Raw genomic sequence first — 17771 nt, 5'->3', positions numbered from 1 at the left:
AGAGAGTTTCCTTATCCATTGAATGGGGTCTTGTTCGATGTGGTCATATTAGCGGTCTGTTAGCAGCAGCTTAAGTAGGGAAAATTGCTTAACTTGTTCGAAAATATCGAACGAACACGAACAACTTTGTCTCTTTAGTAAGAAAGCGGTTAACCCGTGGATAAAATGAAGGAAATTTGGGCAAATTTTCTCCATGGGAACAAATTTTAATGTTGCTGAATGGCTGTGAACTTGGAGAGGGTTGTTCTGCTCGTTTCAGTCTGTGTTACAATCCGCGCAGAATTTTTAAGACAAGAAACAATAGGAAACGCTTTGACTCAATCTCAGGTCAACTCAGGCAATCCTGCCAAAGCGCAGGAAAACAGTGCAGGCGCACTGAAAAAAGCATTAAACCAATGTTTGATTAAAGACCGTTTTCGCCTAAACAAACGCATCAGCGGAGCCAGTAAAATCAAAAATGATAAAGCTCGCCATGCTGTGTTTGACGAAATCGCTCTGGATATTGCGCAGTCTATGCTCGTCGTGCAGCAGCGTCAGGAGCGTCAAGTTAAGATTGATTATCCTGAATTTCTGCCCGTCAGCCAGAAAAAAGAGGATATCGCCAAAGCGATAGAATCTCACCAAGTGGTGATCGTGGCTGGTGAAACTGGCTCAGGTAAAACAACGCAGTTACCGAAGATTTGTGTGGAATTAGGACGTGGTAAATATGGCTTAATTGGTCATACACAGCCACGTCGATTGGCTGCGCGTTCGGTGGCAAGTCGTATTGCTGAAGAGATGGAAACCACGATTGGGGATTTTGTCGGTTATAAAGTCCGCTTTAGTGACCAGATTTCGGATCAAACTCAAGTCAAGCTGATGACCGACGGTATCTTACTGGCGGAAATTCAAAACGACCGTTACCTCAACCAATACGACACCATCATTATCGATGAAGCGCACGAGCGCAGTCTCAACATCGACTTTATCTTGGGTTATTTAAAAGAGCTTCTGCCACGTCGTCCGGATCTCAAAGTGATCATCACGTCGGCAACGATTGACCCTGAACGTTTTTCTAAACACTTTAATAATGCGCCTATTATTGAAGTATCAGGCCGTACTTATCCGGTTGAAACACGTTATCGCCCACTGGGTGGTACGGAAGAGTCGGAGAGCGATCACGATCAAATCGAAGGCATCATTCAAGCGGTTGAAGAGCTGTGCGATGAGGGCTTGGGCGATATTTTGGTGTTCATGAGTGGTGAACGAGAAATTCGCGATACCGCGGATGCGTTGACCAAGCTTAAATTACGTGACACGGAAATTGTACCGCTTTATGCCCGTTTATCCGCTGGTGAGCAGAATAAGATTTTCCAACCCCATGCTGGCCGTCGTATTGTCCTTTCTACCAACGTGGCTGAAACATCGCTAACCGTTCCGGGTATTAAATACGTTATTGATCCAGGTACTGCTCGTATTAGCCGCTATAGCTACCGAACCAAAGTTCAACGTTTGCCTATTGAAGCCATTTCTCAGGCGAGCGCTAACCAGCGTAAAGGTCGTTGTGGTCGTGTAGAAGCGGGTATCTGTATTCGTCTTTATTCCGAAGAAGACTTCAATTCACGTCCAGAATTTACCGATCCAGAAATTCTTCGTACCAACTTGGCATCGGTTATTTTGCAAATGACCTCGCTAGGGCTAGGTGATATCGAAGCATTCCCATTTGTTGAAGCGCCGGACAAACGCAACATCCAAGATGGCGTGCGTTTGCTTGAAGAGCTCGGTGCGATTGATGAGAAAGCCAAAGCGGGTAGCACAGTCAAAGTACTGACTCCGATGGGACGCCAGTTAGCTAACTTGCCGATTGACCCACGCTTAGCGCGTATGGTGTTGGAAGCGCCAAAACAAGGGTGTTTGAAAGAGCTGCTGATCATCGCATCCGCTCTTTCTATTCAAGACCCGCGTGAACGTCCAAGTGATAAACAGCAAGCGTCTGATGAAAAGCATCGTCGTTTCCATCACGAAGAGTCTGATTTCTTAACTTTTGTTAACCTTTGGGAATACATCCAAGAGCAGCAAAAAGCGTTGAGCAATAGCCAGTTCCGCCGTCAGTGTAAATTGGATTACTTGAACTACTTACGTGTTCGTGAGTGGCAAGATGTCTATTTGCAATTGCATCAAGCCATGCGCGAGATGGATTTCAAACGCAACAGCGAACCGGGCAGCTATCAAGGGGTGCATACCGCAATCTTAACGGGGCTGTTGTCCCATATTGGTCTTAAAGATCAGGAAAAGAACGATTACCAAGGGGCGCGTAACGCGCGCTTCAATATCTTCCCCGCTTCAGGCCTATTTAAAAAGCAGCCTAAGTGGGTGATGTCGGCTGAACTGGTGGAAACCTCTAAGCTGTGGGCGCGAATCGTTGCCAAAATCCAACCAGAATGGATCGAACCACTCGCTGGACATCTGATTAAGCGTAGCCATAGTGAACCGCATTGGTCGAAGAGTCGCGCTGCGGTGTTGGCTTACGAGAAAGTGATGCTGTTTGGTATTCCCATTGTGGCAAAACGCTTGGTCAACTACGGCAATATCGATCCGGTGATGAGCCGTGAGATTTTTATCCGCAGTGCTTTGGTTGAAGGCGATTGGGACAACAAACACGAGTTCTTTAAACAGAACCGTGCCTTGCTCAGCGAAGTTGAAGAGTTAGAACATAAATCACGTCGCCGCGATATTTTGGTCGACGATGAAGAGCTGTATCAATTCTACGATCAACGAGTGGGCACGGATGTTGTTTCTGGGCGTCACTTTGATACGTGGTGGAAGAAGGCGAGTCAAAAACAGCCTGATTTACTGTCGTTTGAAAAAGAGATGTTGTTAAAAGGGGATGCCAGCCACATTACGGATTTGGATTACCCTAACTTCTGGTATCAAAATGGCATCAAACTCAAACTGACCTACCAATTTGAACCGGGTGAAGATAGTGATGGTGTGACCGTTCATATTCCACTGCCTATTCTTAACCAAATTGAACCTGCTGGGTTTGACTGGCAGATTCCTGGTTTACGCCAAGAATTGGTGATGAGTTTGATCAAGTCTTTGCCAAAAACGCTACGTAAAAACTTTGTACCCGCGCCGAACTACGCCGAAGCCTTCTTAGCACGTGCCACACCAATGGAATTGCCACTGTTGGACTCGATGGAGAAAGAGCTGCGTCGCATGAGTGGTGTCGAGATTTTGCGTGACGATTGGAAATTGGATCAAGTGCCTGATCACTTAAAAGTGACTTTCCGCGCTACTGACCATAAACAGCGTAAGATCAAAGAGAACAAAGACCTCTACGCGCTCAAAGAGAGCTTAAAAGAGCAAGTACAAGAGACTCTGTCTAAAGTTGCTGATGACGATATCGAGCAGAAAGATCTGCATACTTGGTCATTTGGCGAATTGCCGCAAGTGTATCAACAAAAACGCAGTGGCTTTGAAGTGCGTGCGTATCCTGCCTTAGTCGACAATAAAGACAGTGTCGAAATTAAGCTCTTTGAAACGGAGCAAGAGCAGATTCAAGCCATGCGTCAAGGTCAACGCCGTTTGATTTTGTTGAATGTGCCATCGCCAATCAAATACTTGCACTCGAACTTACCAAACAAGTCGAAATTGGGTCTGTACTTTAACCCTTACGGTAAAGTGTTGGATTTGATTGATGACTGTATCGCCTGCGGCGTGGATAAATTAGTGGAGCAGCACGGCGGTTTGGCGTGGCAACCGGAATCTTTTGATGCGTTGAAAGAGTATGTCCGTGCAGAACTCGGTGACACTGTGGTAGAGATTGCTAAACAAGTGGAAACCATTTTGACGACCGCGTTCAACATCAACAAACGCTTAAAGGGCAAAATCGATTTCACTATGGCGTTTGCTCTGTCGGATGTAAAAGCACAGATCGAAGGTCTCATTTTTAAAGGCTTTGCGACCGAGTGTGGTTGGAAACGCTTACCGGATATCCTACGCTATATGAAAGCGATAGAAAGACGGATGGAAAAGCTGCCGATCGACCCGAACAAAGATCGTCTGCACATGCTAAAAATTGAGTCTGTGGCGAATGACTACAAAGAGTTGCTCAACAAAATTCCTAAAGGAATGGCGATTCCAGATAAGGTGAAAGAGATTCGCTGGATGTTGGAAGAGCTGCGTGTGAGCTATTTTGCTCAGCAATTGGGCACTCCTTATCCGGTTTCGGATAAGCGAGTGAAAAATGCGATTGATGAATGTTAGTAAAGAGCAGGTATAGTATTTGCATCTAACTGACATATCACTATAATTTGGCGCTACTTGCGGCAAGGGATGGCCGGTTCTTTCCCTTGTTGTACAACTGAGAGAAGGTTAATCATGAAAAAGACGTTATTAGCATTGGCACTGATCGGTGCTTCATCAACCGCATTTGCCGATTCATGGATTTACGGCGGCGCATCAGTAGGTAATGTTGATCTAGAAGGCAATTCTGGTACAGCTTACAACGTCCATGTGGGGACTGGTCTTTTGCCTATTATTGGTGTTGAAGCTGGTTACAACAAATTCCAAGATATCGACCATATGGGCGATACCAAAATTGACGACACTTATGTTGCGTTAAAACCAAGCATCAACTTTGGCCCTCTGCAAGTTTACGGCAAAGCGGGTTTGCATCGTTGGGATGCGTCATACAGTAATGGCGACAGCGATGATGGTTACGACACTATGTATGGTGTTGGCGCTGACTACGAAGTTTTTGGTCCAGTGTCTATCGGTGCTAACTTCATGAATTACGTTATTGATGGTGACAATGCGAAAACTTACTCGCTAACAGTTTCTATCAACCTTCTATAAGCTGACGTGATTTAAAGCGTTAGATAAAAATAGCCGATATTAATCGGCTATTTTTTTGTCTTCATTTCACGCTGTTACGGATGACATATCGGCAATCGTGTTCAACGGCTTAAAGATAACGTGTTGCTAAATGCTGTTTAAAGAACTGCGGATTTAATGTTTCACCGGTTGCTGCGGTCAAAATTTCATTGGTGGTCAGTAAGCTACCTTTGCTCCAAATATTCTCAGATAACCAAGCAAAGATAGGCGACAAGTCACCGCTATCTAACACGCTATCGACATTGATGGTTTTACGCATTGAGGCCATAAACTGCGCCGCGTACATTGCGCCTAATGTGTAGCTTGGAAAGTAACCAAAACTGCCATCGGTCCAGTGGATATCTTGCATGCAGCCTTGGCGGTCATTTCCTTTAGTTGAAATACCGAGATAAGCTTGCATTTTGGTGTCCCAAAGCTCAGGAACGTCTTTATAAGAAATGTTGCCGTTCATCAAATCACGTTCAATCTCATAACGCAAAATCACGTGTGCAGGGTAGGTGAGCTCATCTGCGTCAATACGTATGAAATCTTTCTTCACTTGCGTGTAGAGTTTTTGCAGGTTTTCAACCGAAAATAGCCCTGGTGTTGCATCGGCAAAGCGACCTGCAGTAAAACCAGCAAGATGCTGAATAAAGTGTGGGTTACGACCTAGTTGCATTTCAAAAAATAGCGATTGAGATTCGTGCACACCCATGGAGCGAGCTTCACCGGCACGCGTGCCCGCTAAAGCTCGTGGTAGCCCTTGTTCGTAACGAGCGTGCCCTGTTTCATGTACGATGCCCATGATGGATTGCACAAACTCTTTTTCATCGTAACGCGTTGTAATACGCACGTCAGTTGGCACACCACCACAGAATGGATGGACACTTTCGTCAAGACGGCCGTGGTTAAAATCAAACTGCAGCAGCTTCATCACTTCTTGGCCAACCGCTTTTTGGGTCTGCGCTGGATAGATTCCCGTTGGTTGAATCACAATATCGCTAGCTTGTTTTTCAATTGCTTGGTCAATCATCTGTGGCAGCCAAGATTTTACGTCGTTAAATACGCCATCCAGTGAGGCGCTGGTGGTGCCCGGCTCATACAGATTGAGCATGGCGTCGTAAGGTGTTAAGCCGCTGACATCAGCGCGACGTTGCGCTTCTTCTTGAGACAGCGCTACGACTTCTTTCCAGTTTTCAGCAAAACCTGCCCAGTCGTTTTCGGTGCGCTGCTTACGCCATGCGTGTTCACATTTTGAACCAGCAAGGGATTTGGCTTCGACAAATTCGTCAGGCAGAACAGTCGCTTGCTGCCACTGCTGTTTCATTTCACGCAAAATAGCTTGCTGAGTTGAGTCAAGTGATTCGTTTTGAGCCGCATCAAACCAGTCGCCAAGTTGTGGTTGAGTCATCAACTGATGGATATGAACAGAGAGTTCAGCCATCGCCTCACCGCGGGCTTCTGCGCCACCAGAGGGCATTACTGAGGCTTGGTCCCAGCTAGAGATAGAATAAAGATGCTGGAAATGGGAAACTTTTTTGGAATGCTTAACCAGTTTTTCAAATGCACTCATAGACTTGACCTATAAAAGAAAGGATAAGAAACATCGATAGTAGCAAATCGCTCAGCAACACTCCATCGAGCAAAGCGTTTGATTGAGCTTAACTTTGCCTGTCGAGCAAGTTTTTGCTCAGAGACAGGCAGTTTGTTGCTTTATTTGGCACTAAGTTTATATAAGTGATTGAATTTTAAAGATGCCAATTTTGGCATCGACCTTGCTCTATAGATAACAACAAGCGCAAAGCGCTATTACAAACAACGTTAGAAGGAATTTAAAATGCCAACTCCATGTTACATCTCAATTGAAGGTCAAACTCAAGGTCTTATCACTGCTGGTGCATGTACTTCAGATTCAATTGGTGACTCATATGTTGAAGGTCACGAAGACGAAATGTTGGTTCAACAATTTGACCACATCATCACTGTACCAACCGACCCTCAATCAGGTCAGCCTTCAGGTCAACGTGTACACAAACCTTTCAAATTTACAGTAACTTTAAACAAAGCTGTTCCTCTTCTGTATAACGCATTGGCGGCAGGTGAGAAAATGACAAGCGTAGAACTGAAATGGTACCGTACGTCAATTGAAGGTAAACAAGAAAACTTCTTTACCACTAAATTAGAAAACGCGTCTATCGTCGACATCGAATGTGAAATGCCACACTGTCAAGATCCAGCGAAATCTGATTTCACTCAAAACCTTACTGTGTCTATGACATACCGTAAGATCACTTGGGATCACGTTAACGCAGGTACATCAGGTGCTGATGACTGGCGTAAACCCGTTGAAGCGTAATCGCGTTTCAGCTTTATCGCCCACTTCGGTGGGCGATACATTAAACCTTAAGCACAGAGCATCAGCGCCAAAATGAGTCGATGTTTTGTGCTTAAGGTTTTGACGTATATATAAAATATAAAAATATTATAGGAACGGTCAGGATGGCGACGTTAAGTTACAAAATACAAGTTGATGGCTTAGAAGACGACCTCTTAGTGGTTCATGGCTTTGATGGCCATGAGTCGGTGTCAGATAGCGTATTTCATGGCGAGCCTTGCTATGGTTTTCGCTACATGATTGAACTGGCAAGTCGACAATCGAATATCACTGCTGAGCAGGTCGTAGACCGAGGTGCAGAGTTAACCCTCTATCGCGATGGAGAACTGGTGCGCACAGTGAATGGTATCGTACGCAGTTTTACTCAGGGTGATATTGGTCATCATTTTAGTTTTTACTCATTAACCTTGGTTCCTTCCTTAGAGCGCCTTGCTCTGCGTCAGAACAGCCGTATATTCCAACAACTGACCGTTCCTGAAATTATCTCTGTGTTATTGCAAGAGATGAAAATCACTAACTTTGCCTTTGCTGTTGAAAGAGAGTGCACACAGCGCGAATTTTGCGTTCAGTACCGCGAAACCGATTTGGCCTTTTTGCATCGTATTGCCGCTCAAGAAGGGCTAGTGTATGGCTTTACCCACGAAACGGGTAAACACACCCTCTTATTCACCGATAAGACAGACAGTTTTCCTTTTGTCAGTGAAAGCGTTCCATACAACGCCATTGCTGGTGGCGCTGCAGATACACAGTACATCAGCGAACTGTTTGCCAACAGCCAATTTGAAGTGACAACGGCTGCCTCTCAAGACTACAGCTTCAAAAAAACAACCTACAGCTTTGCTCAGACGGCAGAAGCGGCCGATGCAGATTACCAACTTACCCAGTATGAGCATTTTGACGCTCCTGGGCGTTTCAAAGATGACATTAACGGTAAAGCCTATAACGACATTCGTTTGTCCTATCTGCGCCGTGAAGCTAAAACATGGCACGGCAAAGGTAACCATATGGGCTTGGCAGGTGCAATGCAGTTTAGCTTGGAAGAGCACCTTAACGCAGAGTTCAACCAAGACTACTTAGTAGTGACATTCAGTTGCCAAGGTAAACAGCCGCAGGCTCTAGAAGAAGAGGCGGGCAGTGGCGCAACCACTTATGCGAACCAATTTGAACTGATCCCAAGCACGCAGCTTTGGCAGGCAACACCACAACCAAAACCGCAAGTGGATGGCCCTATGATTGCCGTGGTGGTTGGGCCAGACGGCGAAGAAATCTTCTGTGATGAATATGGCCGAGTCAAACTCCATTTCCCATGGGACCGCTATTCAAACAGCGATGAACTCAGCTCTTGTTGGGTGCGTGTTGCGCAAGGTTGGGCGGGCAGTCAATACGGTATGGTTGCTATTCCCCGAATTGGTCATGAAGTGATCGTGACGTTCCTTAATGGCGACCCAGATCAGCCGATAGTGACGGGGGGTACCTACAACGCAAACAACATACCGCCGTATGTATTGCCGGATAACAAGACAAAAACTGTGATCCGCACCGAAAGCCATCAAGGCGAAGGTTACAATGAACTGAGTTTTGAGGATCAATCAGAACAGCAAAAAATCTACCTGCATGCACAGAAAGATTATGATGGCATTGTGGAGAACGATCACAACCGTTTGATTCACCATGATAAACATCTCACCATCGACAACGACCACTTTACGCAGATCACCAACGACCGTCATACCACAGTGACTGGCGAAAGCCGCACTAGCGTGACAGGCAACCGTACTTTGATCGTAGATGGTGAACTGCATATTAAAGCAGGCAAGGTGTGGGTAAACCAATCCACCACAGAGATACACATTAAAGCAGGCCAAAAAGTGGTCATCGAAGCTGGCTCGGAAATCACCCTGACGGCCGGCGGTAGCTTTGTCAAAGTCGACCCTGCAGGCGTTCACCTTTCAGGCGCAGGCGTTAACCTCAACTCTGGCGGTAGCGCAGGGAGTGGTACGGCAATCAGCGCACTAGCTTCTTTGTTACCAGGAGGATTAGAGGCGCCGGAGGTGACCAGTTATATTGGTAAGCTAGTCACGAATCCATTGGAATCAATCATCGCAGCAGTCAAACAAAACCTAATTGCTATTGGTGTTTGTCTAAAACAAGAAACTGACGGAGGAAAAACAAGTTGTTCTTTATGCGGATATCAGGACCAAGGAACAGAAGAAAATGAGTGAAGTCTATTTAAATCATTGGTTCCTTGTTGATATGCAAAAGGCAAAAGAGGCAGAAAAAGACGCGCGTTTAGAAAATTTGCCGTTCAATTATTGGTATAAAGAAACAGCTTTGGAAGAGGCTTTAGATGCATCTCCTGTCTGGGTAAAGGTAAAAAGTTTGGATGGGCATTTCCCAGCTATTTACTCAGATTGTCCTATTTTTTGCACTCAAGTAGAAGATCAAGATTTCTTACGTTATGTTAAAAGCCTGATATTAATGAAAGGTCCCGATGGAAAAGGATATCTAGTAAGGTTTTATACACCAGCTTATTTACATAACTGGTTGAGCAAAATAGGTCAAGAGCGGATAAATTTACTGCTAGGACCAATTTCATCTATAAAATATTTTTTTAATAAAACTCACAATGAAATAAATAACGCTCAGATGAGCATTTTAACAAATAAGAAAGACGTCGCTTGGTTTAAAATAAATAAACCTGAATGGGAAATGCTTAAAAAAGCATACAGTGCTCGGGATAATGGCTATGGCAATTGAATTGAAAGACCTAACTAACAGCAATAAGGTAGAGTTAGTTAAAGTGGAAGATGATGGTATCAGTCAGAGTATTTGTACAGACAAAACATTTAATGATGTTTTGTACATACCACAAAGAAGAACATGGTATTTGATATCATGTGATCTGGCAAAACAGTTAACGAGTGATGCTGCTGATTTAGATAATCAAGTAAAAGAATTTGCTTTGGGGCTTTATGAAAATAATCTTGATAAGAAACAGATCAATTCTTTACAAAACGCGGCATTACAAGCAATCAATGCCAAGGGCATTTTAGAAAATTATAAAACTCGATCTAGTGTGTTTTTCCTAGAAGATATCAATGATAAAAAGACGTACGCACAGCTTGTTTATATGTATGAATTTATGAAAACCTATTTTAAGGTTTTCGAATCAACTGAAAAACGTCCAACAATTGAAGATGTTAAAGAGTTATATGATCGTGACTTAGAGCTATATGCAAACAAGTTAGGATTATCTGCTGCCGATATTACTGAAGGTGCTGAAGCTAGAAAGGGCATCGATGAATTGCAACACTACGTTGCTCAGGCTAATCGCGTACCTAGACAGTCTCGCTTTACAAGAGAGCGATTGCCATATTATAAACGACAAATGCTAGATCTTTTTTTGGAAAAAATTGAAATATTTGAAGAGAAATCTAAAAAGTCAGCTAAAGAAAATGGATATACGTGGTACAAGAGTTCGATCACTGGCAAATATAGATTTGTGAAAAATGATGAAGTGGACATAGAGAATGTATATAACTCATATCTTCAAATATTAACTAAATTTCTGAATATATATGAAAAATCACCAGATGAAGCGAAATTATATTTAGATCTTTATGAAGATCAGAGTGTTAATGTAGAAACTGATTTTAAATATTTTCTATTTAGGATGATTGAGTTAGGTTTAGGAAACAATGCTCCAGTTTTAACTATACCAGAAAATAAAAAGCTTCATGAAGTTAGTTATATATCAGGAAATCTATATGACTACTTTTATAAATTGAACAAGTTAGGTCTTGTATTGCCAGAGCAAGTTTTAACTAAAGAACAAATATTTGGTTCGGATAAAAATCAAGTTGAAAAATATAATGAAATATTAACTGAGTATAATGATAACACAAGGAAAAAAATTTTTAGTTGGGGAGCTCAGATCACAAATAAAACTTCATTAAATAGTATTGTATTTGATCATGCTAAAGGTAAGTCATTTAAAGAATTTATTACATCATTACCATCTGCACAAAAGCCATTATACGAAAATTCTCATATTGATAATAAAACATTAAATAATCAATTGTTAGACGAATGTACTAGCCTTATTGACGCGATGGGATTTTATCAATTACAGAATCTATACTCCTTTTGGCAAGCTAAACTCGCTAACTATATACAAGGGTTTGTTGAAGGCATTATGGGAAATAATGCTACAGTTGAAGGATTTGCGAGTGAAGGGTTTTACTTCCTGAAAGCAATTGAATATCAGATTTCATATCTTAAGTATCAAGGTGAATGCAATCTAAAGTCCGAAAATTTAAAATTCTGTGTGACAAATAATGATTATATAAAAAATGCTTCTTTTATTAGCATAAATTCTGTGTTGTGGAAAGCGGATGATATAAATTTACATGAGTATAATTTTGCGTGGAAAGAAACGGATACACATGTCGTAGAATATTTTCTAGCTAGTGAGCAAAATAGACCTCGTTATATGCTGAGTCCAAGATTGACAGATATCGATAATCTTTTAAAAAGTCATAAGATAAAGAAACTTCAAGTAAAAGAGAGTGCAGATTTGCTTGAAGTAGATTTAGACCCGACTAAGTTGACAGCAACAGAAGTGAATAACCTTAAGAGCAATTTACTCAAAGGAATCGGCAGTGCAGTAAAACAGGCTATTAAAAACAAAAAGGGTGAGATAGACCTTAATGCAAGTGGTATACCTGATGAATCAACCGAGAAATTTGTCAACTATACCTCAGCAATACAAGGCACTTATCAATGGGCTGGTGGCGATAACCTCGATTATACCGTTACAGCACATGCTGAATTATTAAGGTTTTCTGCAGATAGATTCCGATTTGATACTACTTATCCAGAAAGTCTGGCAGATTTGAAAGATGCAATCAGTCAAAAACAAGCACAGCTTATAAGTTTGGACTCAGAAGGGAGTGTTGACTTACTTGCTGGCTACATAAAATCGCGAAAAATGCTGCCAGATAGAAAAGGATTATCAATGATAATTCCTTCTGTTAATAACGATAGCAAGTATCAATACTTCCACTTGGGCGATTTGCGTGTCGACACCGATATGACTTTTCAAGGCAGTGTTGGTGTTGGATTTGCTATGGCGGCGTCACTTGAAATCAATTCTGTTGATTCGGGGTTGGCTTTAGCGCCAGTCATTCCCGCAACAACAAATACCATTGGAAATCCAGCCTATACAGGACAGCTTGACCTTTTCGCTGGAGCGAAAGCCGGAATAGCTTTTGGTGGCGATGTTAGATGGTGTAAACCAAAGCCCAAAGATCGCAATACAGATAAATATTGGTTTGATACATTAAACCAACAACAAAGAGAGACTCTATTCAAAGATAGGACACCAATCAGTAACTTAGATGAGGATTGGAAAGTTCTTGGCTCACTGTGTGCACGTGGTGAATTAAGCGTGGGTGTAGGCTTACGGGGATATTTTAAATTTGGTTACATAAATAAAAAATTTATAATCGAATGCGAGGGAGGCTTAACGTATGGTGTTGGTGGCACAGTTTGCTACGCCGTAGCTATCTATCCGGAAAATTTGGTTGATATTGTTAATACACTAACGGATATCTTAGGTAGAGAGGACTTCCACCGTGTACCTATTTTCACAGAAAATGAGAATGAACCGGATCAAAGTGGCTATAAATTGCTTAATACTCTGATTACCATGACGTTAGTTACGGGTGTAGACTTAGCAAACTTGGCATTACTAGACATCAAAGAAACTATAAAAAGTGAAAATGCGCTTATCTCTCACACTTATACAGATACAATAGCAACTCAAATTAAACGCTTTTTTGAGAGAAATAAAAAAAATCAAGGACAGCATAAAGCCTGGTTTAGTCACCTGCCACCAGAAACACGGGGACGGCTTCTTTATTCATTGGTCAATGAGACGAAATACATTGATAAAAAACTAATGGCTAAAATTGATGCGAAAGATAAATTAGTTAAAGAAGAAACTGATAAAGTACTTTTAACTTTAAAGGAAGAAAATGATCGTGTAATAGCAGTAATGTATTTATTAACATATTGGTTTAATTCTGAATCAAAAATTTCAAATAATAAAGAAATAGATCGGCAAATAGAAGAAAGCTTTGCAAGGTTTAATCCCGATGGTAAATTGATGATGGCAAACCATTATGGTAATAAGGTGATGCCAATAATTGTCTGGGAGAAAATAAGGGGTTTTTTGCAAAGATTTATAGACTTAGTAACTATTATAAATACTCTTGATCCTGTGTTAATAAACACAATGAAAAATGCAAAAGAAATGAATGATAGGTTTGAAAAATATTTTTACTCAGTGAAGAGATATAGAGAAAAAGAATTTAGTTTTATCTCTAATTATCATGTGGATGATTTTTGGGGTAATGAGCTAAAAAAAGACACGTTTGAATGGGGTATTAAGTACTCAGTATATATAGGTGACTATCGAAATGATGAGTCGGCTAAATCAATAGAAATATCAAATGATAACGTGACGATGAAAGTAAGCGGAGCGAAAGTGTCTGTTCAAGATGTGATAGACTTTGGCTATTATCATCTGGCGAGAAAAGAGATTTTTCCTAAAGAATATGAAAAAACGTCAGACGAATTTGTGAAATTCATTACAGATAACAAAAAGTGGCGTGAGGAGTTACAAAAGAGACTAAAGAATACGACAGATAAGCTAACGTCTAAAGTAATGGATGAAATAAAAGATATTTTATTCAAGGAATTAATTATTATTATTTCAAAGATTTCGAAAGCAGAGCAAAAAATTGAACAAGATATTGAATCCGAAGTGAAATCAATTTTTAACGATGCGCTAACTTATTTGGATAAAGTAGATATGGAAAATTTAATGGAGAAAATTAAATAATGAAATTTATTTCGATCATGATTTTTATATCAAGCTTGATATTTGGTAATTTGTGTCTGGCCAATACTGATGAAAATCGATTGCCTGAGTTAAATTCAGCCGCTTGGTCGAGTAAATTAACGCCAAAAGAGCTGTCTCAGATTAGATTTGATATATATTTATTTACTAGTAAGGGGGTTCCTGATTCAATCTTAAAAGACTTCCCTAAATATATTGAAGACAAAGATAATATTGAAATGAGATACTTATATGCATTAAGTATTTTATATCAATATAAGTTTCCATCAGCATTGAAAATGATAAAAGAACTAAGTATAGAAGGCTATCCTTATGCAATGGAAAGCTATGGAGAAGAGCGTGTTTGTGATTTGGATAAGTATAAAAATGCATGTGATGAAAATGGTTACCGAAATGTTTTAAAAAAAGCTTATTTAGATTGGGTGAGAAAAGATCCCCTAGTTATAAATATGTATTATTCAGCTTTTGTTAAAACCTCAAAATTCCGGGGTTACAAGGATAACTATGGTAACGAGTTATCTATTGAAGGTGAAAAAATTCTTAAAGAAGGAACCAGCTTGGGTTGCTATAGGTGCAGTTATGAATTATATAATTTTTATAAAAGCCAAGAAGAAAAAAAAATAACCGGAGCTAAGTCAAATGCTGAATATTATTATAAATCCACAAAAAATATAATAATAGAAGCAAAGTCCTGGTATGCAGGTTCGGTTCCTAACTTAGAATGTTTTACTCATGAAAGTAGAAGAAATTATCCAGTTTGTTTGAATGATAAAGAACAAAAAACGCTTATGTATAATTTAGCTAAGAAAGGAAATATTGGTGCGTTCGATGCTATGATTCTATATAAAAATTGGAATTCCGATCTATCAAATGATGATCGGTTATATGATTATATTCGTAGTGATTATGATGATAGTCAATTTAGCAAATACACTTTACCATTATATAAAAAAGCAATAGAGATTAATGACGGCGCTGGTTGGGGGTCTCACGGATATCTTGGAGATATAAGCTCTTGGGAAAAACTCTATAACGATACTCACGAGCAGAGTTTTTGGAAAAAACTAAAGAAATTATTATAGATAAAATTTGTAAAAAGGAGCAGATAGCTCCTTTTTCTATATTAAAATTTAACATTGAAAGCCGTTTCCCAATTCTATTCTCACTAATTAATTGCTTGTTTAGCAAGAAAGTAATCGTGATTCATATAAATGAAAATCTTTGGGATTTTATTTTTCCAAATATAAAATTAATCTTTCTTATGTTTCACCATCAGGTTATCCAGTTGTATTAGATTATAAGAAAGTGGAAATAGATGATACTAACACATTCTTATGGCTATTTTCTGATGATGCAACATTTAATGAGTTTAAAGTGGAGAGTTAATTGTGGCGAGTACTATAAAAAAAGTGGGACCAAATCATTGGACTGCTCCAGCCCAGTATGGTTATCAGCCACATTTTTGTGTTACAGAGCATGGTAGAAAAAATTACCCATTAGGGGCTTTTGTACGTGAAGAGCCGCTACAACCTTTTAATAAAAGAATAGATTTGGATCTTGACGAAGATACAGAGAATTTGGGGGAATTTTTTGACCTATTTGCAGCCAGTGGTCACGAGAATTTTTTGGATATGAGGGTCGAGTCTGTTAATTCAAGAGGGAAAGGCGTATTTCTTGCTCTATTTCTGGGAGCGATTTATTTCGTTTGTGCCGTTTTGGTCAGAATGAATTCTAGGGCTTTTGCTGATGGTGATACTGGCTTATTTTGGCTTGATTGGACTGTTATCGGGGTTTTGTTAGGCATAGCTTTGATTGATTTATTTAGGCCAATAGCCACCCCTGTTCGGTTCCATAAAAAAAATCAGGAAGTGTACGTCTGGCATAAAGGGGTTTTGTACCAAATTCCTTGGCAAGAGTGTGAAATCTCTGCCATGATTATGCAATCTAATATGGGGTATGGACACTTATCCGATGGTTACGATTTAGCATTATGGTTAAACCCTAAACATGCGGTTAATAAAGATTTATCAGATGAAAAATATCGCCGTTTAGTATTACATAATGCGGCTTCTAAACACACCTCAGTTTATGGATATTGGGAATATATTCGCCGTTATATGACTGGAGATGGTGTGATTTGGTTTCCAATTAGTGAAGAGCCAAGGACTGCGACATTTGATGCCAAAGATTTTTTTTCTAAAGGAATTATTCTTGGATTATTGTTCTACATTTTATCAATCCCCGCATTGCTATTTTTTAAGCCTCATCATTTATCATTAAAATTTAACCCATTCCGCCATAAATGGCCAGAACAAGTTCATAAGTGGAGTAGTGAACGTTGTAATTGGTTATAACCTCCTGTCATTAGTATGAAATAGCGTGTAAATGTTAAAAACCCTATATTAAAATTTCAATATAGGGTTTTTAACATTTTAGATAATGCAACATTTAATAAGTTTGAAGTGGAGAGTTAGTTTTGGCTAGCAATATAAAAAAAGTAGGCTCCAATCATTGGACTGCTCCAGCCCAGTATGGTTATCAGCCACATTTTTGTGTTACAGATCATGGTAGAAAAAATTACCCTTTAGGGGCATTTGTCCGAGAAGAACCCTTACAACCTAATAATAAAATAATAGGATTCGAACTTAATGAAGAAACTAAACATCTTGGTGAATTTTTTGAGCAATATTCGGCCGGAGGTCACGAGCAATTTTTAGATATGCGAGTTAGCTCAGTTAACTCTAGAGGTAAAGGCGTATTTCTAGCCTTATTTTTGGGGACAATTTATCTAGTTTGTGGGATCTTAGTAAGATTGAACTCCAAGGCATTTTCAGATGGTGACACTGGCTTATTTTGGCTCGATTGGGCTGTTATCGGGGTTCTGTTAGGTATTGCTCTGATTGATTTATTTAGACCATTAGCGACTCCTGTTCGATTTCATAAAAGTAATCAGGAAGTGTATGTTTGGCATAAAGGGGTTTTGTATAGAATTCCTTGGCAAGAGTGTGAAATCTCTGCCTTGATTATGCAATCTAATATGGGGTATGGACACTTATCCGATGGTTACGATTTAGCATTATGGTTAAACCCTAAGCATGCGATTAATAAAGACTTATCAGGACAAAAGTATTGCCGTTTAGTTTTGCAAAATGTGGGAGGAAAACACTCTTCCATTTATGGCGAGTGGGAATATATTCGCCGCTATATGACAGGAGAAGAACCGCTTTGGTTTGAACTATCTCAAAGACCAAGAGTCCCTAGATTTAAAAGAAAGTTGCTTGAAGGTAATATTTTCCTAAATATTTGTCATTACATCTTCATGATACCTTTTGTTCTAATTGTAAGACCTCATTTATTTTCTTTGTGGTTTAACCCATTGCGCCACAAATGGCCAGAACAAGTTCATAAGTGGAGTGGTGAACGTTGTAACTGGCTATAATCTATCTATCTGTTGTATAGAATAGGATATAAATATTTACCCTATATTCAATCTTGAATATAGGGTTTTGTGTTTTTTTAACATTCGTCATCATATGATGACATTGAGAATAAATCGAATTATGACAAAGAAAATAGGTATGTAAGAACTGTATT

The 17771-nt window shown here is 40.1% G+C and carries 10 protein-coding genes; 9 read left to right on the top strand and 1 reads right to left on the bottom strand.

The features are described 5' to 3' along the window. Positions 1-312 precede the first annotated feature (312 nt). Together hrpA and OCV11_RS08425 are read left to right on the top strand one after the other, a co-directional pair. Positions 313-4248, top strand: a complete 3936-nt coding sequence (gene hrpA, locus OCV11_RS08430; protein WP_261892130.1) for an ATP-dependent RNA helicase HrpA — start codon at positions 313-315, stop codon at positions 4246-4248. Between the two features lie 114 nt (positions 4249-4362). Beyond that, positions 4363-4839 (top strand): porin family protein, encoded by a 477-nt coding sequence (locus OCV11_RS08425; protein WP_261892128.1) that lies wholly within the window; start codon positions 4363-4365, stop codon positions 4837-4839. Positions 4840-4948: 109 nt separating this feature from the next. Here the strand turns inward: OCV11_RS08425 and OCV11_RS08420 are convergent, their stop codons facing one another. Next, positions 4949-6430: a carboxypeptidase M32 gene (locus OCV11_RS08420; protein WP_261892127.1), complete on the bottom strand. Its 1482-nt coding sequence runs from the start codon at positions 6428-6430 to the stop codon at positions 4949-4951. 264 nt (positions 6431-6694) lie between these two features. Between OCV11_RS08420 and OCV11_RS08415 the strand changes: the two genes are divergently transcribed. The 7 genes from OCV11_RS08415 (at position 6695) to OCV11_RS08385 (ending at position 17616) form a co-directional block, all read left to right on the top strand. After that, positions 6695-7213 carry an Hcp family type VI secretion system effector gene (locus OCV11_RS08415; RefSeq protein ID WP_261892126.1) on the top strand — a complete coding sequence of 173 codons (519 nt, stop codon included), beginning with the start codon at positions 6695-6697 and terminating at the stop codon, positions 7211-7213. 143 nt (positions 7214-7356) lie between these two features. Beyond that, positions 7357-9474, top strand: coding sequence for a type VI secretion system Vgr family protein (locus OCV11_RS08410; RefSeq protein WP_261892124.1), 2118 nt, complete (start codon positions 7357-7359; stop codon positions 9472-9474). Next, on the top strand, positions 9467-10009 hold the full coding sequence (locus tag OCV11_RS08405) for a DUF4123 domain-containing protein (protein ID WP_261892122.1): 543 nt from the start codon (positions 9467-9469) through the stop codon (positions 10007-10009). The genes OCV11_RS08410 and OCV11_RS08405 overlap by 8 nt, the downstream gene beginning before the upstream one ends. Next, the gene (locus OCV11_RS08400) at positions 9999-14159 is read left to right on the top strand and encodes a hypothetical protein (protein ID WP_261892121.1); all 4161 of its coding nucleotides are present in this window, start codon (positions 9999-10001) and stop codon (positions 14157-14159) included. The genes OCV11_RS08405 and OCV11_RS08400 overlap by 11 nt, the downstream gene beginning before the upstream one ends. Next, positions 14159-15259: a hypothetical protein gene (locus OCV11_RS08395; RefSeq protein ID WP_261892120.1), complete on the top strand. Its 1101-nt coding sequence runs from the start codon at positions 14159-14161 to the stop codon at positions 15257-15259. Before OCV11_RS08400 ends, OCV11_RS08395 begins: the two co-directional genes overlap by 1 nt. Before the next feature lie 306 nt (positions 15260-15565). Next, a complete protein-coding gene (locus tag OCV11_RS08390) occupies positions 15566-16531 on the top strand; it encodes a DUF6708 domain-containing protein (protein WP_261892119.1) in 966 nt (321 codons plus the stop codon). Positions 16532-16653: 122 nt separating this feature from the next. Beyond that, positions 16654-17616, top strand: coding sequence for a hypothetical protein (locus OCV11_RS08385; protein WP_261892116.1), 963 nt, complete (start codon positions 16654-16656; stop codon positions 17614-17616). Positions 17617-17771: the final 155 nt, after the last annotated feature.

The organism is Vibrio porteresiae DSM 19223 (assembly GCF_024347055.1).
Lineage (GTDB): Bacteria > Pseudomonadota > Gammaproteobacteria > Enterobacterales > Vibrionaceae > Vibrio > Vibrio porteresiae.
This window is presented reverse-complemented; position numbering and strand designations above follow the sequence as displayed.